15 protein-coding genes, 1 tRNA gene and 1 riboswitch are annotated in these 22,122 nt (G+C 62.5%); of the genes, 3 read left to right on the top strand and 13 right to left on the bottom strand.

Going from position 1 to position 22,122, the window contains the following annotated elements; translation table 11 throughout:
- Positions 1–291: 291 nt before the first annotated feature.
- The 3 genes from Q0248_RS06455 to Q0248_RS06445 all read right to left on the bottom strand — a co-directional run bounded on the left by Q0248_RS06455 (position 292) and on the right by Q0248_RS06445 (position 5,479).
- The gene (locus Q0248_RS06455) at positions 292–1,479 is read right to left on the bottom strand and encodes a PepSY-associated TM helix domain-containing protein (protein WP_299320860.1); all 1,188 of its coding nucleotides are present in this window, start codon (positions 1,477–1,479) and stop codon (positions 292–294) included.
- Between the two features lie 133 nt (positions 1,480–1,612).
- Positions 1,613–3,052 (bottom strand): DUF4374 domain-containing protein, encoded by a 1,440-nt coding sequence (locus tag Q0248_RS06450; protein ID WP_299320858.1) that lies wholly within the window; start codon positions 3,050–3,052, stop codon positions 1,613–1,615.
- 33 nt (positions 3,053–3,085) lie between these two features.
- A complete protein-coding gene (locus Q0248_RS06445; RefSeq protein ID WP_299320857.1) occupies positions 3,086–5,479 on the bottom strand; it encodes a TonB-dependent receptor in 2,394 nt (797 codons plus the stop codon).
- Between the two features lie 531 nt (positions 5,480–6,010).
- Between Q0248_RS06445 and Q0248_RS06440 the strand changes: the two genes are divergently transcribed.
- The 3 genes from Q0248_RS06440 (at position 6,011) to bioB (ending at position 9,890) form a co-directional block, all read left to right on the top strand.
- A complete protein-coding gene (locus Q0248_RS06440; RefSeq protein ID WP_299320855.1) occupies positions 6,011–7,090 on the top strand; it encodes a DUF4831 family protein in 1,080 nt (359 codons plus the stop codon).
- 55 nt (positions 7,091–7,145) lie between these two features.
- On the top strand, positions 7,146–8,705 hold the full coding sequence (locus Q0248_RS06435) for a peptide MFS transporter (protein WP_299320853.1): 1,560 nt from the start codon (positions 7,146–7,148) through the stop codon (positions 8,703–8,705).
- A gap of 183 nt (positions 8,706–8,888) precedes the next feature.
- Complete coding sequence (bioB, locus tag Q0248_RS06430; protein ID WP_299320852.1) at positions 8,889–9,890, top strand: biotin synthase BioB; 1,002 nt, start codon at positions 8,889–8,891, stop codon at positions 9,888–9,890.
- A 510-nt stretch (positions 9,891–10,400) separates the two neighbouring features.
- Here the strand turns inward: bioB and Q0248_RS06425 are convergent.
- The 10 genes from Q0248_RS06425 to Q0248_RS06380 form a co-directional block, all read right to left on the bottom strand.
- Positions 10,401–11,072: a thiamine diphosphokinase gene (locus tag Q0248_RS06425; RefSeq protein WP_299320850.1), complete on the bottom strand. Its 672-nt coding sequence runs from the start codon at positions 11,070–11,072 to the stop codon at positions 10,401–10,403.
- Positions 11,069–11,686 (bottom strand): nicotinamide riboside transporter PnuC, encoded by a 618-nt coding sequence (gene pnuC / locus Q0248_RS06420; protein ID WP_299320849.1) that lies wholly within the window; start codon positions 11,684–11,686, stop codon positions 11,069–11,071. Before pnuC ends, Q0248_RS06425 begins: the two co-directional genes overlap by 4 nt.
- A gap of 42 nt (positions 11,687–11,728) precedes the next feature.
- On the bottom strand, positions 11,729–13,972 hold the full coding sequence (locus tag Q0248_RS06415) for a TonB-dependent receptor (protein WP_299320847.1): 2,244 nt from the start codon (positions 13,970–13,972) through the stop codon (positions 11,729–11,731).
- A gap of 49 nt (positions 13,973–14,021) precedes the next feature.
- Positions 14,022–14,132: riboswitch (TPP riboswitch) on the bottom strand.
- Between the two features lie 498 nt (positions 14,133–14,630).
- Positions 14,631–14,712: transfer RNA gene (locus tag Q0248_RS06410), tRNA-Leu, on the bottom strand.
- Between the two features lie 129 nt (positions 14,713–14,841).
- Positions 14,842–16,167: an MATE family efflux transporter gene (locus tag Q0248_RS06405; protein WP_299320846.1), complete on the bottom strand. Its 1,326-nt coding sequence runs from the start codon at positions 16,165–16,167 to the stop codon at positions 14,842–14,844.
- A gap of 100 nt (positions 16,168–16,267) precedes the next feature.
- Positions 16,268–17,707 (bottom strand): hypothetical protein, encoded by a 1,440-nt coding sequence (locus Q0248_RS06400; protein ID WP_299320844.1) that lies wholly within the window; start codon positions 17,705–17,707, stop codon positions 16,268–16,270.
- A gap of 48 nt (positions 17,708–17,755) precedes the next feature.
- On the bottom strand, positions 17,756–18,400 hold the full coding sequence (locus Q0248_RS06395) for a carbohydrate-binding family 9-like protein (protein ID WP_299320843.1): 645 nt from the start codon (positions 18,398–18,400) through the stop codon (positions 17,756–17,758).
- 86 nt (positions 18,401–18,486) lie between these two features.
- A complete protein-coding gene (locus tag Q0248_RS06390; RefSeq protein WP_299320841.1) occupies positions 18,487–19,074 on the bottom strand; it encodes a LysE family transporter in 588 nt (195 codons plus the stop codon).
- Between the two features lie 857 nt (positions 19,075–19,931).
- A complete protein-coding gene (gene ccsA / locus Q0248_RS06385; protein ID WP_299320890.1) occupies positions 19,932–20,720 on the bottom strand; it encodes a cytochrome c biogenesis protein CcsA in 789 nt (262 codons plus the stop codon).
- 121 nt (positions 20,721–20,841) lie between these two features.
- A complete protein-coding gene (locus Q0248_RS06380; RefSeq protein WP_299320839.1) occupies positions 20,842–22,071 on the bottom strand; it encodes a cytochrome c biogenesis protein ResB in 1,230 nt (409 codons plus the stop codon).
- Between the last annotated feature and the right edge of the window lie 51 nt (positions 22,072–22,122).

Genomic DNA, 22,122 nt, shown 5'->3' with positions numbered 1-22,122 from the left:
GGGGTATAAGGGGGAGAGCCCCTGAGGGATATCAGTCAGCCCCTTGAGGGACGCGAGTACGGGGCGTGAGGGGTATCAGGCAGCACCCTTGAGGGATATCAGTCAGGGAGCTAGAACGGGGGGATCATCTAGTCCCTGCCCTGCTCGGGCCTTAGGGACACGGTCTAGGCTGGGGCCTCTCCCCCGCTGCTAGGGAGCATCGCGGGGTGGAGCTCGGCGCTCCGAGGCAAGCGCCGAGCTCGGGGCTAAGCCTCCTGAGCACCGTTACAGGCCTTGAGGCTCAGCCTCGTCCTAGGAGCGGCGATTAGGCTTCTTCGCTCCCCTCCCCCAGCGACGCCGTGCGAAGAGGTAATAGCCCGTCAGCGGCAGCGTCCCCCCTAGGAGTGCCGCGAGGCAGTAGAGGAGCTGAGTCAGCCAGCCGCCCCAGGCACCCGTATGGACGGAGTAGATCCAGCCACGTAGGCGACCTGCAGGCGCAGCCTCGTCATAGCGCTTGCACGCGCCGAGCGTCCCCGTCTCGGGATCGAAGCTATAGATATCAGCGGCGCGGACGTTCCCCACGGTGCTGCAGCGGGCACTGACCTCGTCCTTCCGCAGCGTGATCTCGGGATAGGGCTTCATCTGGTGCACCGCGGCATAGAGCTGCGGCCAGTAGACAGAGCTCGGCGGCAGTGCTGGGCGAGCTTCTCCCGCCCCTGGGCTCTCGCCTCCCTTAGCCTTCCTTGTCCGATCGCCCTTACCATGACCGCCCTTAGCTCCTGCAGGCTTCTCCCCGTGCTGCTCCTTGGGGAGCTCGACACCTAGGACGGCATAGAAGCCGCTCTTGTACCACTCGAAGGACCAAGTGAGCCCTGTGAGGGCCATCACCAGCAGCAGGACGAGCGCATAGAGCCCCCCTACCGTGTGTAGCTCATGAAAGAGGCGCGGCCGCCCTTTGTCGGTATGGATCTTCAGCCGCTTACCTAAGCCCTTGAGCTGCTTCGGCCACCAGGCCACCAGGCCCGTCAGGAGGCTAAGGACGAAGAGCAGCACGCTCGTCCCGACGATGATACGCCCCCAGGAAGGGCCGTCGCCCTCGGTGGGCTTGCTCCAGAGCAGCCAGCGGTGTAGGCGGCGGACAGTAGCGAAGAAGGGCGTCCGGTCACTCCGCCCGAGGATCGTGCCGCGGTAGGGATCGACGAGGACACCCGCACCGCGAGGCGCTGACAGGAGGACGGTATAGGAGCGCGTACTATCTGAGGGCACGGTGATGCCCGTGACAGTCACCGTATCGGGGAGCGTCCGTGCGACCGTGAGGGCTAGCTGATCCAGCGGCAGGCGGGGACTAGGGAGCGGCTCGACATAGTAGCGAGGGCGGTAGACGAGCTCCGTCAGCTCCTGCTCGAAGGCCAGGACAGCGCCCGAGAGGCAGACGATGGAGATGACGAGACCCAGCGGGAGGCTAAGCCAGAGGTGTAGCTTCTTCGATACTTTGCGCATAGTGTCGCTTGACTAAGGGGATAGGTAAGCCTGTAGGGGGATAAAGGAAGAAGTCCTAGGGCGCCCTGATCCAGTGTAGACAGGACGCCCTAGGCTAAGGCTTGGGATATAAGTGCAGACTAAGCCAGAGGGCTTAGCGCTGGAGGTAGCCGACAGAGCTGATACGCGTAGCCTCTACCTCGACACGGCGCGTGGCGGCGCCCGTCGTGAGGTCGATAGAGTAGAGCGCGGGGCGCTGAGACTTGCTCATGACGGGCACATAGGCCAGTCCCTGCTCCACTAGGGGACGACCACCGAACTCGGTGACATCCTGAGGCAGCCCAGTCACATTGACCCAGCGACCCGTCTGCGCGTGGAAGATAGCTAGCTGCGAGGCCAGCTGCTGATTGGTCAGCTTAGCGAAGGACTGATTATACAGGTAGATGAGGAAGGCATCTCCCGAGAGGGGGAAGACATGCTGGAAGCCTCGGTCGCCCGACAGCTGATCGAGGTTGTAGTAGTAGCTAGCATCAAAGGCCTCTGTCCCCTTGCGGATACGCATCACCCCTGCGGGGAGCTTGGTGCGCTGGCGGGCATCGGTCATCGTCTTGGCAAAGCTAGGCGAGAAGACATAGAGGTCCCCCGAGGCATCAGGCCAGATCATCTGGTAGTACTGGCTCTTGAAGCGACCTGCGGGGTAGCTGATCCGATCGGTCTTGATGATCTTGGCCGAGCTAAGGCGGCTGTCGGCGAAGATGGCCACATGGCAGGAGTCAGGGTACTGGGTCCACTGCAGCTCACCGCGCTTGTAGGCACTGCTCTGAGATCCTCCATTCTGGGTCTTCACGAGGTCTTCATTCCCCTTCTTGACCCACTTGCCCGAGATATAGCTATCGCCCTGCCACTGCGCATCTATATTCGCCCCGTACTGACTGAGGCCCATAGGGATGACCCCAGCATAGAGCTTACCCTCGTGTGGCTGCAGGCCGCAGAGCGTGACGAACTCGCCCGTACCGAGGAAATTCTCGGCTGTCAGCTGGTTGTACTGCGTCTGCGTCTCTGTCTGCGCATCTAGGTAGGTCAGCAGGAAGGACATAGGGCGATAGCCTGCCGCATCGGGGGTGCTCTGCGGTGACTGCCCCGTGGAGCTGGTGATGAGGGTATTCCCTACGACGCCGAAGGAGGTGAAGCGATTGCCCTCGAAGCTCTTGCTTCGCTTGGTCAGCGCCCCATCAGCACCAAGGGCATAGGAGAAGGTCGCCGTCTTGCCTGCCTGGCGGTAGGCGATGCTGTAGAGGTAGCGATGATCATTGAGGTAGACGTACTCGGTGCCGCCATCGGTCTGTAGGCCTTCGGCGACAGAGAGGGTACGCGGGCTGCTGATATCGGTGAGCTTGAGTAGCAGCGTGGTGGACTGGTTGCCCGAGGCACTGGCGTTCACCGCTAGGACATAGTGCTTAGCAGCGGGCTGAGGGCCGGGCTGGGGCTGAGGAGTAGGCTGGGGCGTATCGCTCTTGCTAGAGCAGGAAGCAAGGAGGCCGGCGCAGAGGGCCAGCCCCGATAGACCTAGAGAGGGGATCAGATGATAGCGCATGGGCTAGTTGGATTACTGGATAATAAAGGTGAATTAGTGTCCGAGGTGCACGCGTAGCTTGGCGTAGATGGCACGCCCAGCCTTCTGCAAGCTATAGTTATCGTATAGGGCTGCATCGGTTAGATTGCGGCACTCGAGGGAGAGGGCATAGCGCTCTCGAGCTAAGGAGAGCGTCATGGTGAGGTTGTGCGCGAGCTGGTCGGGCACGAGGAAGTCACGGGCGTTGACTCCAAGCCGCTCGGAGTAGAAGGTGAAGGCACGCGTATACTGGTTGTCGTAGCCTAGGCTCAGGAGGGAGCCCTCCCCGAGGATCCCCTTTCTCCTGAGGCTGAGCTCGAGGCCCCCGAAGGAGTAAGGGAGGTTAGGCATACGATGCTTGTAGCCCACGTTGGGCAGGCCGCTGGTCGGGTCGGTAGCCAGGGCGTCGCGTACGTCCATCAGCGTGTAGTTTCCCCCGAGGCTCAGCCAATCGGAGTAGTCATAGTGCAGGCCGAGGTTGAGCCCACGTGTCTGGACGCGGCCGTAGTTGATATAGCTAGCGCCCCAGTGCCCGCCCCCATTATTCTGCACTGTACGCTGGATGTAGTCCCGAGTATCACGCCAGATCAGCCCCCCCTCGAGGAGGAGCTGATGCAGCGCACCGAGGCGATGGCTCCAGCTCGCATTGAGATTGAGGTTGTGGCTATACTCGGGGCGTAGCCCTAGCTTCCCCTGATCGAGGTCATTGTCGCCGAAGAGCTCCGTGATCGAGGGCAGGCGGTAGGCGCGCTCATAGGAGGCCTTGAGCTGCCAGCCATGGCCCAGCTCGGCCGAGCTGGCGAGTCCGTAGCCGAAGGTACTGGTCGCATAGCTGTGACGGACGAACTGACCCTGCAGCCCCGTCGTCGCTATAGCCCCTGAGACACGCTGCAGGTAGTGCTTCACGAAGAGCGTCGTCCCGAGCCAAGCCTCAGGGCGCAGCTGCAGCGAGAGCCCCGTGACGCCCTTGGCCGTGCGATCGGGGATATCCGTCCCCACGGCCTGGCGCGCCAGCAAGGAGCTCGTCTCGCGGGTGAAGTGACTGAACTGATGGCTCAGCTTGAGCGTTGCACCCGACCTCAAACGCAGCTGTGAGGACAGCGAGGCCGTCCAGGTACGCTCATCATCACGATTGTGCGCGTAGCCCTGCTCCCCGAGCCCCAGGCCGAGCTCACGCTCCCCACGCCAGTTGTACTTATAGGCCGTAGTATCAATGAGGGTATTGCGTGCCTGCGTGTAGCTCGTCATGAGCGTCAGATCCAGGCGCCCATCCAGCAGCTGGCGTCGTACGTACTCCAGCGTGGGGGACCAGCTGTAGCCACGGCGATGACGCTCGCCGAAGACGATACTCTGCCGTACGCCCGTCTGGATCTCCTTGTAGTACTGAGCATAGCGCAGGCTCAGCTGGAGGCGATCGGCCCAGGGCTGGCGCTGCAGGCCGAGCTTGGCGACCACCGCCTCGTTATGATAGGCATCGTGGAAGCGCTGCACGTGCTCCACACGGTCTAGGTCGATTGTCCCCGAGGCAAAGTCCTGCACGGGGGTGTCGACCCAGTAGTTGTTGCGCGAATAGTTCTGGAAGGCCTCGACACCGAAGAAGCCAGCTTGCCCCAGGCGTCCCCCCACGCTGAGCGTAGAGCGGTGCGTAGCGAAGGAGCCCGCTGCGTAGGAGGCATCGACGTACCAGGGACGCGTGCGCTGCGAGGTGACGATATTGATCACCCCACCGATAGCGTCCGTAGCGAAGTCCACGGGGACTACCCCTCGGTAGACCTCGATGCGCTCGGCATAGCTGATGGGGATATTATTGAGGCCAAAGCTCCGCCCTAGTCCCTCCTGTGGGATACCGTCGATGAAGACCTTGACATGCTTGCCGCTGAAGCCGTCCAGCGATACGTTCGTATCCGAGCCGACCCCGCCCATCTGGCGCACCTTGACGCCTGGGGCTGCAGCGAGGACGTCGCTTAGGCTCTTGGTCGAGGAGCGATAGGCGCGGCTCTCCAGCGTCACTGCGTTGTACGGCGATCGCTGTAGACGCCCTATCCCTCGGGCTACGATCTCTACGCCCTCCAGCTGGCGGCTGCTGGCGACGAGGCGGAAGTCTAGCTGTAGCTCAGGCGTGTGCGTCGTCAGCACGAGCTCACGCTGCTGGCTCTGATAGCCTAGCGCAGAGACGCGCAGGCGGTAGCGCCCCTCGGGGAGCTGCAGCTGATAGCCCCCCAGCGAGTCTGCTACGGCGCCCCGTCGGCTCCCCCCGAGCTGTAGGCCAGCGTAGGGAATAGGCTGCCCCTCCGTAGAGAGCACTCGGCCGCGTAGGGTCACGAGGGCCTGCGCCTCGGCTAGGGTCGGGGCTAGGAGAAGCAAGAGGAGGAAGTATGGGGCTAGGCCGCGCTGAAGTAGATGATGCATTGACGTAATGGGGCTCAATTCGGTAAAGCGTCGCAAAGATAAGGGTCTGACCTACACGCCGCAATCACTGAGGATAGGTATTTTCCCTTCGCAGCACTACAATATAATAGGTAGGCCGAGCCCGCTACTTGGGCGGTAGTCCACCCGTACGCTGCGAGTGACAGCCCTTGGGGAAGGGGGCAGCGTAGGCCTCTGAGGCTCGGAGGAGCGGCCACGCTAGCCCCTTGAGCATCTACCCCTTAGCCCGCAGCTCTCCGAGGGATATCTGTCAGCCCCTTGAGGGACGCCAGTGCGGAGCGTGAGGGATATCGGTCAGGAGGGCTGAGGGATATCGGTCAGCACCCCTGAGGAATACCAGTCAGGAGGCCGAGGGATAAGGGGCAGCAGCTCCCCGAGCAGGAGGCCGAGGCGGCGCTAGCGCTACGCGGGGACATTGAGCGTTTTTTAGTAGCTTTGTATAACGAACTTACTAGACACAATGCATGCCTTAGATAAGGCCATTATGATATGAGACGTCTTTTGCTGGGCCTTGTGGCCCCCCTTACTCTCGCCAGCCTCGTAGCGTCGACCGAGCTGGCTGCGCAGACGCGCGTCAAGCGCTATGATGTGACCAAGGAAACGGATTACGGCATCGTATACCGCCTGCCCGAGACGCAGCTGAGCTTCGTGCTCGACGTTCGCGAGCAGCACTATCAGCCCGGCTCCCTCGCTGCCTATGCCGACAAGTACCTAGGGCGCAAGGTCGAGGCTGAGCCCCAGCACAGCTACCGCCTCGAGTCAGCGCGCACCGTCCTCACCGGGATCCCCGACGAGACCCAGCAGTTCCTCATCGCCTTCGACCGCAAGACGGTGGCGCCCTTCGTCCTGCTCACCGACAAGGGCATCCTCTACAGCATCAACGGCAGCGAAGAGCTCCCCGCGGACCAGGCGCAGCAGATCCCCCTGACGCAAGTCCTCTCGGAGCAGCAGGCCGACCAGACCGCCCCTGCCCTGCCCCGCGAATACAGCCAGGCCGGTACCCGCGCCAGCCGCGCCGAGATCGCGGCGAACTACCTCTACGAGCTGCGTGAGTCCTCGATGAACGTCCTCACGGGTGCTGTCGACAACATGCCCAAGGACGGCGAGTCCATGCGCCTCGTCCTCGAGCGCCTACGTCATGAGGAGGCCCGCACACTGCGCCTCTTCGCTGGCGACACGACCCAGCGCCTCGTCGCGCACCGCATCGACTACCTCCCCGCGGGTGAGGATCTGGAGGCCTACACGCTGGCTCGCTTCTCCCCTAGCCTCGGGCTGCTGGCACCCTCCGACCTACGCGGCACGCCCATCACCCTCTCCATCAAGGCCCTCGAGCGCGCCGATCAGCTCGACGAGAAGGCTGAGCGCCGACACGAGAAGCAGCTGGAGAATAGCATCGTCTATTGCCGTCCAGGGCTCGCCCTCGTACGCCTGAGCTGGGAGGGCAAGACGCTCCTGCAGGAGAAGATCCCCCTGACGCAGCTCGGCGCGCTGCAGGCTCTAGCGCCCAAGATGCTCAACCTCAACCAGGGCAAGACCACCTCCATCTACCTCGACACCCGTACGGGAGCCGTGCGCCAGATCAAGCAGGAATAGACCAGGCATAACTGCACCAACCATACCAACTCACACCTATCAACAACTAACGTCTATGTTCAAAAATCATCCTAAGGGACTGCTCGCAGCCTCGCTCTCTAATATGGGCGAGCGCTTCGGCTTCTACATCATGATGGCGATCCTTACGCTCTTCATCTCGGCCAAGTTTGGTCTATCGGAGAAGACGACGGGCTTCATCTACTCGGCATTCTATGCCTCGATCTATCTGCTGGCGCTCGTCGGGGGGATCATAGCGGATCGCACCAAGAACTACAAGGGGACGATCATGGCAGGTCTGGTCGTCATGGCAGTAGGCTACCTGCTCATCGCCATCCCCACACCCACCATCGTAGAGAGCATCACGCCCTACCTCACACTGTCCTGCCTCGGGCTGGCGGTCATCGCCTTCGGTAACGGGCTCTTCAAGGGCAACCTGCAGGCACTGGTAGGCCAGCTCTATGATGACCCTCAGTACTCCAAGGTCCGTGACGCGGGCTTCCAGATCTTCTACATGTTCATCAACGTAGGGGGGATCTTCGCGCCCTTCGTCGCAGTGGCCATCCGCAACTGGTGGCTCAAGGCCAATGGCTTCGCCTACAACGCCGACCTGCCTGGCCTCTGCCACGACTACCTGCAGCATGGTGAGAGCATGAAGCCTCAGGCGCTGGAGAACCTCAAGGAGCTCGCGACCCGCGTGCCCCTGGACGGTCAGACCTTCGCCAGCACCAAGGACTTCGTCCAGAGCTACCTGAGCGTCTTCTCCGAGGGCTTCCACTACGCCTTCGCCGCAGCCATCGTGATGATCTTCGTCTCCCTGGTCATCTTCTTCGTCAACAAGTCTCGCTTCCCCAATCCCGGGCAGAAGGCAGTGGCTAGCACTGACGGGTCGAAGCTGAGCCGCGAGGAGATCAAGATGAGCGCCCAGGAGGTACGTCAGCGCGTCACGGCACTCTTCGCCGTCTTCGCCGTCGTTATCTTCTTCTGGATGTCCTTCCATCAGAACGGCTACTCCCTCTCCTACTTCGCCCGCGACTACGTGGATCTCTCGACGATCCGCATTGACCTAGGCTTCACCGTGATCCAGGGAGCCGAGATCTTCCAGGCGGTCAATCCGATCTTCGTCGTCCTGATGACGCCCGTGGTCATGGCCATCTTCGGCGCGCTCGGACGTAAGGGCAAGGAGCCCTCTGCACCACGCAAGATCGCCATCGGGATGGGTATCGCTGCCCTAGCCTACGTCTTCCTCTCCTTCGTTTCCCTTGATCTGCCGGGTAAGGAAGCCCTCTCCGACATGGCGGAGGCCGCCAAGGAGGACATGCGCCTGACGCCTATGGTGATGATCGGGCTGTACTTCATCCTCACCGTCGCCGAGCTCTTCATCTCGCCCCTTGGGCTCTCCTTCGTGTCCAAGGTCTCACCTCCCCACATGCAGGGGCTGATGCAGGGCTGCTGGCTCGCTGCTACGGCGATCGGGAACTCCCTGCTCTTCATCGGTGGGATCCTCTACACCTCGCTCCCCCTCTGGGCCTGCTGGCTCTTCTTCGTGGTGGCCTGCGCCATCTCGATGTTCCTGATGCTCGCCATGCTCAAGTGGCTGGAGCGCATCGCTAAGTAAGCCCACGAGCACCGAGCACATGCACCTCGAGCCGCCGCAGCACGACACGTACCCTACTGGCTGGGGGCGTGCCGTGCTGCGGCGCTCTCTATATATCCGTATCCGCTAGGCTCCTATCCCAAGCACCCGAGCCTAGCCCCTCCCCGCTAGCGGCCCTAGCCCTAGCCTGTCACTTAAACACTCATGACCCTAGACATCACCGAGCTCAAGCAGCGCGTCCTCGACGGCGGTAGCCTGAGCCCCGAGGAGGGCTATGCCCTACTCACCCACCCCGACAAGGAGGCCCTCTACGAGGCAGCCCACGAGCTGACCGAGCACTTCCTCGGCAAGGCCTTCGATACCTGCTCCATCATCAATGCCAAGAGTGGCAACTGCCCCGAGGACTGCAAGTGGTGCGCCCAGAGTGGCCACTACGCCACGGGAGCCGAGCGCTACGCTCTGGTCAGCCCCAGCGCCTGCGTGGCACAGGCAGCCTACAATCACAAGCAGGGCATAGGGCGCTTCTCCCTCGTGGCGAGCGGACGACGCCAGACGGACAGCGAGATCAAGCAGATCGCCATCAGCTACCGCGCCATCAAGCGCGCCATACCCGAGATGAAGTGCTGCGCCTCGCTCGGGCTGCTGAAGGAGCACCAGCTGCAGGAGCTCTTCGAGAGCGGCGTGACCACCTACCACTGCAATATGGAGACCGCCCCCAGCTACTTCGCTCAGCTCTGCACGACACATACCCAGCAGGACAAGGCAGATACCCTCGCCGCCGCCCGCCGCGTAGGCATGCGCATCTGTTGTGGGGGCATCCTCGGGATGGGTGAGACGCTCGAGCAGCGCGTAGAGCTAGCCTTCTACCTGCGTAGCCTCGGCTCGGAGAGCATCCCAATGAACATCCTCCAGCCCATCGAGGGGACGCCCCTCGGCGAGGCCTCTCCCCTGACGCCCGACGAGATCCTCTCCGCCATCGCACTCTTCCGCTTCGTCAATCCCACGGCCTTCCTCCGCTTCTCGGGCGGACGTGCCCAGCTCAGCCCCGAGCTGCAGCGCCGCGCGATCTATGTAGGGATCAATTCGGCCATCACGGGCGATCTCTTGACGACCATAGGGCAGCAGGCGCGACAGGATATGGCGATGATCGAGGAGTGCGGCAAGGAGAACTGCGCTCAGGACTGGGAGGTCAGCTACGACTACTAGGCAGCGGGACGGCCCTTGCCCCCTACCTGCTCCCTCCAAGTAATATCCCCCGATGGCTCCGTGGAGCTATCGGGGGATCTAATTTAGGACGACTGCGAGCTCGATGCCAGGCAGACGAAATGGCCCATCTTCTCCGCCTCGAGGGCGAACTTAGAGCTAGTGCCAGGGAAGCAAGCCCACGCCCTCACACAGGGGAAGGCAGCGGCCGAGCAAGCCTCGAGCCTTATCCTAGCCTCACGAGGGATATCCCTCAGCGGTCTAACTGATATCCCTCCACCTCCTTACTGCCGTCCTTCAGCGCGCTGACGGATATCCCTCAGCGCGCCGCCCCTAGCGCGGCAGCCCGCTGAGGCCTGTACCGTCCTTCGCCTTGAGTAAGGTCAAGGGAAGGAAGCAGAATAGGGTACGCCTTCCGCACCCAAAGCAAAGCCCCCGTCAGCTCCGTAGAGCTGGCGGGGGCTGTCTTTAGGCTAAGGGCGGCTGCAGCTGGACGGCTAGGCCCTTCGTCCGCTAGAGGTTCGCCACGTAGAGGAGGAGTGGCCGCTCCGCCTCGAGGTAGACCTCGGGGGCGGTAGCACAGTTCAGCGAGCCATTCCACAGCTCAGGCAGCGTGTGCGCCTCCAGGGGCCAGCGCACACCGCGGAAGGTGAGCTGCTGGTGGTAGAAGTCGAAGACCGAGAGCTGCTGCCCAGGCTCCACCGCCACCAGCGAGGGCTCAGTGATGAGGAGGAAGTAGCCCTCATCGGTCAGCATCACGAGCTCCTCCACCAGCGGCGCGTAGGTCGGCAGCAGCGCGAGGTTCGCCAGCAGGTGATCCTCGCGCCCTCCGCTGGCGCCGAGCAGCGTGATGGCACTCGGCCCGTAGCTGGCATGGAGGTAGCGCATGGTCTTCGTCAGGTCGTTGGTCTCCTGGTCGGGGCTGTGGTGCGTACGATCCTCGAGGAGCTGTCTCAGCTCGGGGGCAGCGGAGTCAAGGTCGCCCACCACGGCATCGGGTAGGCGCTCGGTGTACTGCCGTAGCTTGTTCACCCCACCATCGCAGCAGGTGAGGCTGTAGCCTTCCGCCCCTGCCACCCAGCGATCGATGAGTGCCAGCGGGAGCGGCGCCTGGGGGAAGGCACCGTTGGCGAGGACTATGCGCTTGGACAGCGTCTCGAGGCTATAGCGTGGGTAGTGCTTCATCGGGCTGCAGCTGTAGCGTCCTGCTCCTTCATCAAGAGCGACCACTTGCGGTAGCCGAAGAAGGAGACGACGAAGTTCGTCAGGTAGACCAGCATCGAGAGGTAGTCCTCGGCCGTCCACAGCGAGATGATGCCGGCGGCGTTGGCCACGATCCAGCAGAGCCAGTGCTGACGCCACTTACGCCCCATCCAGATCATCCCGACGATGGAGGAGACCGTCAGGAGGCCATCGGCCCAGGGGATGCGCCACTCGGGGAGATAGTTCGTCCCCAGCGCGATGAGGAGCCCGTAGAGGGGACCCGAGAGGAGGAGCGTCCAGCCGAGCGTGCGGCGTGGGATATCCGTGATGGGCAGCTCCTCGGCCGCCGTGCTGGGCCTACGACGCAGCCAGACGAACCAGCCCCAGGCACTCGTCACCAGGTAGTAGACGTTGATGGCGAGCATCCCGTAGAGGCGCGCCCCCCAGGCGATCGGGAGCCACAGCAGCGGCAGGATGATGCCCACAGGCCACAGCCAGATACTCGCGCGGTACTCCAGCACGAGCCAGACGAGGGAGATGCAGATGGTGACGAGCTCCAGCGGATGACTCGCCAGATAAGGGAGCACTTGGTCCATAGGGGAAGGGGAATAAGGGGTAAGGACTAGGCGGGCGAGCGGCTACAGCGTAATCGTCGTCCCCAGCAGCAGGTGGCGCCCCGCCTGAGGGTAGAAGACCAGCCACGAGGACTCCTGCCCCCCAGAGAGGCCGAAGCCACCCCAGCCGCCACTGACATAGCGGCGATCCAGCAGGTTGCTGAGCTGGAGGTTGAGGCTCCAGCCCTTGACGAAGCTGACGGGCAGCTCGTAGCCGAGGCGCAGATGCTCTACGTGGTAGCTCGGGATGCTACGCGTCTGGCTGGTCGTATTGTCTAGGTACTGACGGCCGACGAACTGGCTGGAGAGGGCGGCCTCGAAGCGCCCGAGCGTCAGCGTCAGCGTGTTGCTGACGGTCGCTGAGGGTGAGTAGGCGATCTCCGTATCCTGATACTGCTTCGCCACGAGCTTGCCACTGTCGTAGTCCTCGACATAGAGCGTGTAGTCGGCGATCCGGTTGCGGCTCATCCCGAGGGCAAGGTCCCAGCGGAGCGAGGGGAGCAACAGGAGGGAGGAGGATAGCTCGACGCCCGCGCGGTAGCTCTTGGCGACGTTCTCACTGAGGTCTCCGCCGACGTCGCTTTTCTTACCGTTCTTCACCAGCTGATCCTTGTAGCGCATGTAGTAGACGTTGACGCCCGCGGTGAAGCGCTCGCTGCGGTAGCCGTAGCCCAGCTCCCAGTCGGTGAGGCGCTCGGCATTGGGGTAGTCCTTGGGCGTGACCTTGGTGTAGTTGTCCCTATTGGGCTCGCGGTGTGCTACGGCTACTGAGGCGTAGAGGTGATGCTGGGGGGCGAACTGGTAAAAGAGCCCCGCCTTGGGGTTGAAGAAGTTGAAGCGCTTTTTGAGGCTTAGCTCTTGAGGCTTGCCCTGCTCTACTCGATCGTTGGTCCCCGATATACGGTAGTCGATGAAGCGGTACTGCAGGTCGGCAAAGAGGCTCAGCCCCGAGAGGAGCTCATAGCTCGCCTTAACGAAGCCCGAGAGGTCAGTCTTGTGGGCGCGGTTATCATAGTAGCGCTGCGAGGGGTCGAGGCTGTAGGGCGTGGCGGTGATAGGCGAGCGATAGCCGTAGTGGTCGTTGACGAAGTGGTTCCCCGAGAGGCCCGCCGTCAGCTCCAGGCGTGGAGTCTTGTACTCCAGCCCTGCGATGAGGCCGCCGAAGTCATTGTCCAGATACTTAGCCTGTAGGAGGTCGATCTTCTTGATGGTCTTTGTCGAGCCGTCGGGCTGCGTCTGCTGGAAGTTCGCCAGCCCCATCTTGGAGAGCTTCTCCTGGGATCTGTACTCGTCGTAGTAGCCGTAGCCCTGCGTATAGTGTGCCGTCAGGCTCAGCGTCAGCCGATCGCTGAGCTGCTGGGTGAGCTGTGCCTGGTAGTGGCGCTGCTCGTAGTTGTCGGTGTTCTCGCGGTAGCGTGCCTCGGAGGCTGGGGCGCTGGGATTGACGTGCCCAGCACTGTTGTAGCGGCGGCCATACTTAGCCTCATCCTCGGGGCTCAGTCCGTTCCAGGCGATACCCGTACGCTGCTTGCCGCCGAAGGCGAGGAGCTTGAAGACGCTGCGCTCCCCGAAGTAGCCTGCCTGGAGGAAGTAGGAGTCGCCCTTCGTACCGCTGCGATCCACGTAGCCATCGGTAGCGGTGCGCCCTACGCGCGCCTCGAGGGCCCAGTGCCCCGCGATACGTCCCGTAGAGGCGCTGACCTCACGGCGTAGGGTGTGGAAGGAGCCTCCGAGGACGGAGATCGACGCCCGAGGCGTGAGGGAGAAGTTGTCCGTACGTAGGTTGAGGCTGGCGCCGAAGGCTGCCGAGCCATTGGACGAGGTACCCACCCCACGCTGCAGCTGGGCATCCTGGACGCTGGAGGAGAAGTTGGGCATATTGGCCCAGAAGACGCCTTGGCTCTCCGAGTCATTGAGCGGCACGCCATTGGTCATCACATTGATCCCCGCGGCGTCGACTCCACGCACGCGGATGTAGGTGTAGCCGATACCGAAGCCCGGCTCGCTGGTCGCTACGACCGAGGGCGTCTGCAGCAGGAGGTAGGGGATGTCCATCCCGAGGTTGGACTTCTGTAGCTGGGTCTTGCCCACGTTGGTATAGGACATGGGCGTCTTGGCCGAGGCACGGGTCGCGGTGACCTGCACCTCCTCGAGGCGATGTGTCTTGATGCTATCCTGTAGGCTAAGGCCTATAGCGTGGAGCGGCTGGGAAGGGAGGCCGGGCAGTGAGAGGGCCACCACGGGGAGGATAAGTTTTCTCTTCATCATACAATACTTGTACTATCGGTAGTGCAGAGCGAAGGGAAAGGGTATACTGGTATGTGATGATGACAATTCCTACGCCAGCATTGCCTGGGTCAGGTGTTGAGGGTCTCATCTCAGCCTCAGATCGCCCTACGGCGGATCGTCAGCACCCCTTTGTCCTTGGTTCTTCGGGGAACAAAAATACGGCAGTCCATGCAGATAAGCAAGTTTGCCTCAGCGAGCGCCCAGCGAGCGCCCCGTCTGTCGTGAGGCTTATGCGGGGAGCAGGGCAGCTCGAGCACAGCGAGCTAAGGACAAGCCCGCGCCGAGTCTTCGGCGCTTCATCTAGGGGCTCGAAGTAAAGCGCTCAAGGAGTCGGAGCGCGGCGGGAGCCTTGTCCCAGCATCCTGAGGGCTATCCCTTAGCGCGCTGACTGCTATCCCTCACCAGCCTGACGGACGTCCCTCAGCGTGCTGACAGATATCCCTCACGAGCCCCTGCCCTAGCGGGACATAGCAGGCGGGCTGGGCAGTCCCCTTCGCCCGCTGTAGCGGGCAAGGGCGTTCAGACCGTCCTAAGGCTGCTGGCTGAGCTACGACTGAGGACTGGGGAAGCAAGGGGAAGAGATCGGTCTAAAAAGACGGAGCGCTTAGCCCTCCTAAGGAGAACTAAGCGCTCTAAGTGCGGCTGAAGGGACTCGAACCCCCACGCCTCGCGGCATCAGATCCTAAGTCTGACGTGGCTACCAATTACACCACAGCCGCCGCTCATCTGCATCTCGCTTTCGCGATTTGCTCTGCAAAGGTAGCTCTTTCTCTGCATATACGCAAGTTAGGACAGCGCCGCAGCCCTCTCGAGAGCTTAGCCCCAAGACGAGGGTAAAAGGCCTCCCGCTAGGCGCTCTGCCGCACCATACGCTGCGTCGCCCAGCGGAAGCGGATAGCCAGCAGAATGCCGAGCAGTAGCAGGCTCACGGGGAAGGAGGACCAGATAGCCGTCAGCTGTGCTCCTGGCTCGGTGAGCCCGAGGTGGAAGCCAAAAGCATAGGACAGCAGCGGAGCCAGCACGAGGTGAATCCCGCAGGCATAGTAGGTCATGCGCTTGACATCCTCGATCCCGCGCAGCGCATTGCCGTAGATGACCTGCAGCGCATCCCCTGGCTGATAGAGCGCCATAGGGATGACGGCCAGCGCCGTCATCGTGACCACGGCGGGATCGTCGCTGAAGATATAGCCCAGCCAGTGCCGCCCGAGCAGGAGCCCACTCATCACAAGCAGCGCCACCAGCTCTGCCAGCAGCAGGGCCACGTGGACCACGCCACGCGCACGCGCCACATCGCCCTCCCCATGAGCACGGCTGACGAGGATCGTCGTCGCTGCCCCGAGGCCGTAGTAGATGAAGTAGCCCAGCAGCGTGAGGGTGATGAGATTCTGATGCACCGCCAGTGCGTTCACCCCGAGGGGCGTGACCAGCAGGATGGCCACCGTCCAGGCGGCGGCCTCCACGCCCATCTGCACGCCTATGGGGAAGCCTAGGCGGAAGAGGCGACGCAGGAAGGCCGCGTGCAGCCTCAGCTCACGCACGTAGCGATAGGTCACGCCTAGCGTACGACTATAGCGAAGCGCCACGAGCAGCACCCCAAGGGCGAAGATACGGGCGAAGAGCGTCGAGAGCCCCGCGCCGAAGAGGCCCAGCTCGGGGCAGCCCAGCGCGCCGAAGATCAGCAGATAGTTGCCGAGGACGTTCAGGACATTCGACAGTAGGATCGCCCACATAGGCACGATGGTGCGCCCTATCCCGTCGAAGAACTGCTTCAGCGCCCCCGTAGCCATGAAGACCATGAAGCTCGCCAGCTGCAGCAGGTAATAGGAGCGCACCTCGGGCAGCAGGCGCTCGGGCAGGTCGAAGATCGGGAGGAAGGCGTAGACCCCGACCAGCAGCAGCGAGAGCAGCAGTCCGACAGCGAGGTTGAGCAGCAGGCTATGGCGCAGCAGACGCCCCAGGCGGCTCGACTGCTGCCGAGCATGCGCCTGCGAGACGAGCGGCGTCAGCCCGTAGCTGAAGCCCAGGCCGAGGACAAAGAAGACGGAGAAGATATTGTTGACAAAGGAGGCCGAGGCCAGCGCATCGGTATGGTACTTCCCCACCATGATGTTGTCGGCGAGGCTGACCAGGATAAGGCCGATCTGCCCTAGGATGATGGGGGTACCGATGCGCAATAGGTCGGCTAAGGCCAGCCTTCGGCTAGCCCGAGCAAGAGTAGCTGATGCCAAGGAGATGAGCTATGAAGTAATGAGTAGCGCCGTGAGGTCCACGAGGCTAGCGGCGCTCGCTCCAGCTGGAGCTGAGGCAGAAGATGGGGAGGCTGAGGCGCAGGGCTAGGCGCGTCTTGCTCCGCTGCAGCTCGTGCCCGACGAAGAGCCCGAGGCGCGCCATATCCCCCCAGCCGAGGGAATAGCCTCCCTCGAGGTAGCTACGGCCGTCACGCGTCTCTACGGCCTTGAAGTGGAAGGCCTCGTCCAGACGTAGCACCTCCCCCAGACCGCGGCTACGCGTCAGGAAGAAGTCACGCCCGAGGTAGTTGACGCTCTGGCTCGCCCAGGCCTCGCCGCCCGTGAAGTCTATAGGCAGCGTCGCCCAAGCGTAGCGGAAGGGTACACGCCCCAGGTCACTGAGCTGCTCGAAGTAGCGTGCCTCACCACTGTCCAGGAGCTCCTCATCCCAGCGCTTCCCCACCAGCGCGGTGAAGTCCAGCTGGCCCCGGCCGAGGGCGAAGCTCCCGCGAGCGAAGAGCTCGAGCTGCTGATAGCGGAGGTAAGGCACAGCGCTGCGATCCAGCGCGCCGAGGCCCGTAGCCTGCTCGTAGCTTAGCCCAAGCTCACGTCGGTAGCCTATGGGGAGGAGTTCGCCCGCTACGGTGCGATTGAGCGCCTGTGGGGCTAGGAGCAGCTGCGTGCTGAGCCCAAAGCGGCGATGGTGCTGTAGCGGCAGCTCCACCTGCGGGCGTCGATCCTCCCAGCTCAGCGCCGTGGTGAGGTGCAGCTGCCCTCGGAGGAAGCCGAGGCCATTGCGTAGCGAGACGAAGTCCTTGCTGTAGGCGCGCATCGGGCCATTGCCCAGCTGCAGTGAGGGGTAATAGCCGCGGTAGATCTCCTCGGGTGTGAGGTGATAGGTGCCCCGCGAGGTACGCCCCCCAGAGAGGACGAGGAGCCCCGAGCGCTGCGGCGCGTAGTAGAGCAAGAGATGGTTCTCGCTGAACCAATGGCGGCTCCGCAGCGTGTAGTTATTCGAGCTGCGCAGCGCTACGCTACGCCCTGGAGCGAGGTGGCGCACCAGCTGGACCTCATAGCCCAGCCACTGCCCGTCGATGCTATTGCGGTCGGGGACAAGGTTCGCCAGCCCATCGATACCCAGCGTCCAGCGCCCGAAGTCGAAGTTGCGCCCCACCGCGAGCTCTATGATCCTGCGGAAGGTATGCCCGCTGCCCCCTGTCTCGGACTGGCGGCTACGCATCTGCCCCGCTGCATAGGCGGCGAGGAAGTGATAGCCCTGCGTATCGTTGAAGGGATAGGGCGGCTCGTAGCGGAAGAGACGGTCGAGGTCGGGGTCGAGCCCCTGAGGCTTGACACGGGGCGCCAGCAGCTGTAGCCGCAGCTGCTCGAGGCGCTGCCGCTCGGTGCTGTCGGGCTGCTGAGCCTCAGCCCGCTGCCCCCCGAGGAGGGACAGCAGGCCGAGGAGGAGTAGGATGGGTCGCTTCATCTGGGTCAATGCGCTTGGCGAGAGGGCTGGCTCCAGGCTATCCCTAGCCTAGTCCAGCACGAAGGTACCGAAGAACTGGGGGCGATGGAAGGCAGGCTCCACCTCCTGGATCGGAGCCCAGCTGAGGAAGTGTGGGTGGGCCGTCTTGTCCCCACACTTGTAGAGATTGGCATAGAACTCGCGGGGCAGCTGTCCTGCAGCATAGCCCATCGTCGTCCAGGGGATAGCCACCGTCAGCTGCCAGGCTGCGGGACCCGTACGCTCGAGGCCATGCTGCCCCTGATGGTCACCCCAGCGCTCGATGCTGGCGAACTCCTCGGCGCTCAGCAGTACCGCCTCGGAGGGGCTGGCATGGTGTGCCGCGTAGCAGACGCCTGCCGCGTTGAACTCAAAGTTGATGTAGGCCGTGCCGCGCTCGCGCTGCATGAAGAACTCGACGCAGCTATCCTCGTGCACGTAGTTGCCATCCCCTGGGGAAAGCGTGCGTAGATCCTCGCCCGAGACGCGGTAATTGATGTAGAGCGCCTCGGCGTCGTAGGCCAGGTAGGCAGCCACGAGAGGGCGATGGGGGAAGTCCTGACGCCAGTTCAGCGTATCGATGTAGAGGAGCTGACCCTGCTCCTGCAGGAGAGGCGTGAATTCCTGTAGACTGAGGGAGCCTCGCTCGAGGCGGGGAAGTCTAGCTGAAGCCATAAGTAGTATAATGTATTGGTGAGCACTCGCTGGGGCTGTCCTGACCGAGGCGGCACGCGTGGCGCCCCAGTAGAGATAGCCCCCAGCTATTCGTGGAAGACGGAGTATATACCCAGCAGGGCGATGACGATGAGCACGAGGGCGACGATGCGATTGATCCACTCCAGGCGATGCGAGCCGAAGCGATTGGACACCTTGCGCACGATGTAGGTCAGCGTGATCCACCACAGGAGGCACCCAAGCCCTATGCCCGACATCGCGACGAAGAACTCCACGAACTGGAGCTTGACGACGCGCACGAACTCTAGACGCGCATACAGCGGCAGGAAGAGTAGGATGATGAAGGGATTGGAGAGGGTCAGGAAGAAGGCTCCGGAGACCTTCTTCACGCTGTAGGTGGACTTGAGTGGGTGGCTCTCGACGGGCTCATCCTCCTCCCCCGCCGGCATACGACGCCTCAGCAGGAAGAAGCAGAAGGCTAGGATGAAGACACTCCCCCCGAGACGCAGCTCGCTGCTGTAGCGATCCAGCAGATTGAGGATGAAGCCGACCCCGAGGTAAGCGATGAGGCCATACAGCAGATCACTCAGGGTAGCTCCTAGGCCGACGAGCATACCCTCGCGCCGCCCGCCTCGTGAAGTCTCACGTAGGCAGAGGAGGCCTGTCGGTCCCATGGGTGCGGAGACCAAGACCCCGATAAGTATCCCTTTGAGGAACGTAAAGAGTAGGTCTAGGAGTAACATTGCAGGGACAAAGATACTCATTCTCGAGATACAGCCCCTATATATAGGTATGCGCTAGGCGGCCTCTCCCCCAGCTCAAGCGGCTGTAGCGAGGACTTATCGGGGCCGTCTTTGCCGAGGAGAAGGACATCCTTTCAGCTCCTAGAGCCACGGACTTGAGCTGGGTCGTAGCCGTCCCTCTCGAGGTCGCACCTATACAAGTAGCGTGCGGACCGAGGCATGGAGACGAGCAAACGGAGAGCAGGGGCGAAGCTGAGGGATATCAGTCAGGGGTGCTGACTGCTATCAGTCGCGGCCGCGACGGACGTCCCTCAGCGCCGTGACTGATATCCCTCAGAAGGCCTTCGCCTATACCTGCGCTGCGCTTGGGCTCGCTAGCGTTTTCGCTGAGGTCAAAGGCGGAGGAAGGGAAGGAGCGGCTTCGTCAACCTGAGCGCTTGCCCCAAGCTGGTCGCGTAAGGAAGGTCAGGGAGCTGAGGCCAATAGCTAGAGCAAGCAAGAGCTATACCTTGCGGTCGTGAAACGTATACGTTTCGACCGCGAGACGTATAGCCTTCGGTCGTGGAAGGTATAGCTTGGGTCGAGGCTACCCTTCTACATCGGCTCGCGAAGCCTAGGCGGTGGCGACTTGGCTGGGCACTGCAGGACGGAGGCGGGAGCCTCGCGAAGGAGCAGGATACCTATACGAAGCGTCCCCATCTTCTGCCGTAGCAGAGGATGGGGACGCTGTCTTGGTACGCGAAGCGGGCTCCGGAGGGAGAGCCGCGCGAAGCGAGACTTAGCCGAACTTAGCCCAGGCTATAGGTGTGGACGCTCACGCCTTGGGCAGAGGGCAGATAATTGATACCCCACCAGCACATCTGCAGGAGGACGAAGGAGATAACGAGCCCCCAAAGCGCGGCACGATGGTAGCGGTCGGCTCTCAAGCGTAGATGGATGTAGGCCAGGTAGGCAAACCACGTGGCGGCCGCCCAAGTCTCCTTGGGGTCCCAAGCCCAGTAGTGCCCCCAGGCTTCCTTGGCCCACAGCGCACCGAAGAGGATCCCGACGGTCATGAAGGCCCAGCCCACCTGCACGAGGTTGTCGCAGATATCGAGTTCATGCTCGGTGATGGACTTCTTCTTGAACCACAGCAGATACGCCGCCATCAGCGCCGCAGCACCGAGCACGGCGTAGGCGAACATATAGACGATGACGTGCGGGGCGAACCACGGGCTCTGCAGCGCAGGCATCAGCGTCTTGTTGTGGATATCGGGATTCACGAGGTTGATCGTCGTGAAGACCCCAGCGAGGATCGTGCTGAAGGCTAGGATCCAGGGGTAGCGCCAACGGGAATACACGATGAGCCCCGCCGTGGGGAGGAAGAAGGCGTACCACAGACGCGTCTCCCCCATCGTGCGCAGCGGCGGACGCTCCAGCGAGAGCCACAGCCCGAGGATAAAGGCGAAGTAGACAGCTAGCCCAGCGAAGGTAAGAAGGTAGGTAGGAAGGGGACGCTTGTTCCAAGCCGTCCAAGCACCGCCCGCCCACAGCAGGAGGGCAGGGATGGCGAAGTATATGAAGGAATCCCAAGTCATGGAGATCGTATTGAATGAGGTGAAGAGGAGAAGCGATCGAGGCATAGGGCGCAGCGGCACACGCTTGAGGCCGTCCTAGGCCTGCAGCGTGCGGGGCAGCCCTTCGCTCAGCGAGGGAGCACTAGCGCCGTTTCTGCGAGAAGATGAAGGTGAGCACAGCACCCGCTAGCAGCAGGTAGATCCCTACGTAGACGGCAGGCAGCCAGGGGTCCTTGACGAGCTCGAAGGTACTGGTCTCACTCCATCGGCCCATCGACTCATCGTAGCTGAGCTGATAGATACGCCAGCCGTCGATGGAGACGGGCTTATTGACCTCGACGGTAGCGACGATATTCTTCTGCGACCTCGTATAGACATGGATGCGGGAGGCGTAGCGCTCGGGCTCGCGGCGTGCCATGACGAGGCTCAGGTCCTTGGTCAGCTTGAGCTCCTGGAAGGGGAAGAGGTAGCTGCCGCAGGTGACCCAGCCTACTAGAGGCTTGCCCACAGCGCGATCGCCCTCCATGGGCTGCGCCTCTACCAGAAGCGCCGTGACGGCTCCAGACGAGCCCCAGCCGACGTACCTGACGGTGTCGGAGGTGACGACGGGCGCCGCGAGCGGAAGGTTCTGACGCACGCGGATGCGCCACTTCAGTAGCTTGCCCTCGCGGAAATGCTTATCGACAAGGACGATCTCGGGGTTCTTTGCGGGGATGGACTTCCCCGTCTTACTATTGATGATGAGGAGCTTGGGCGGGTACTCGTCGATGGTGAACTTCTCCAGCTGGATCGCCAGCGGCAGCTCGAGGAAGCCCTGCTCGTGTGTGGCACGCCACTCGGGCATATCCATGCTAGCCGTCAGCTTGACGCGCTCCATGTCGGCACTCCCGAGGGTCGCAGCGACGATAGCGATGAAGACGCCGAGGTGCGACAGTAGGGAGGGAAGCTCCCTGAGACGGAAGTGAAGGATCTGCCGTATCGCGATGAGGCCTACGATGCCCGTGAGGCGGCCGTAGATGAGCACAAAGGGCCAGAAGGACAGCATACGCGTCAGCCCGATGGGATCGATGGCTCGCTCGTGAGGCGCTACCTGTCGGGTGAGCCCCATCGCCACGGTGAGCAGCGCCGCATAGATGAGCGTCGGGACGGCAGCCTCCGTCGTGAAGAAGAAGGAGAAGAGCCGTACGCGATGCCGCAGCGCATAGATGAGGGCTAGGAAGGCGAGGTAGAGGACGAGGCAGATGGCATTGATCGGGAAGGCAAAGGCTGACCAGTCGATCGGGCCGACGCTGTACTGTAGCGCCAGCCCCACGAGGATCAGCCCTGCACCGGTGACAAAGCCTTCCTTCATTTTCCAGAGTCTATTGAACATAGGAGCGTGGGGAGAGAGGTTGGAGAGAGAGGAAGCGCGGCGGCAGACGAT

Source organism: uncultured Porphyromonas sp. (assembly GCF_938046015.1).
Classification (GTDB): Bacteria; Bacteroidota; Bacteroidia; order Bacteroidales; family Porphyromonadaceae; genus Porphyromonas.
Note: the sequence above shows the minus strand (reverse complement) of the source record. Positions and strands in the feature narration are given on the sequence as shown.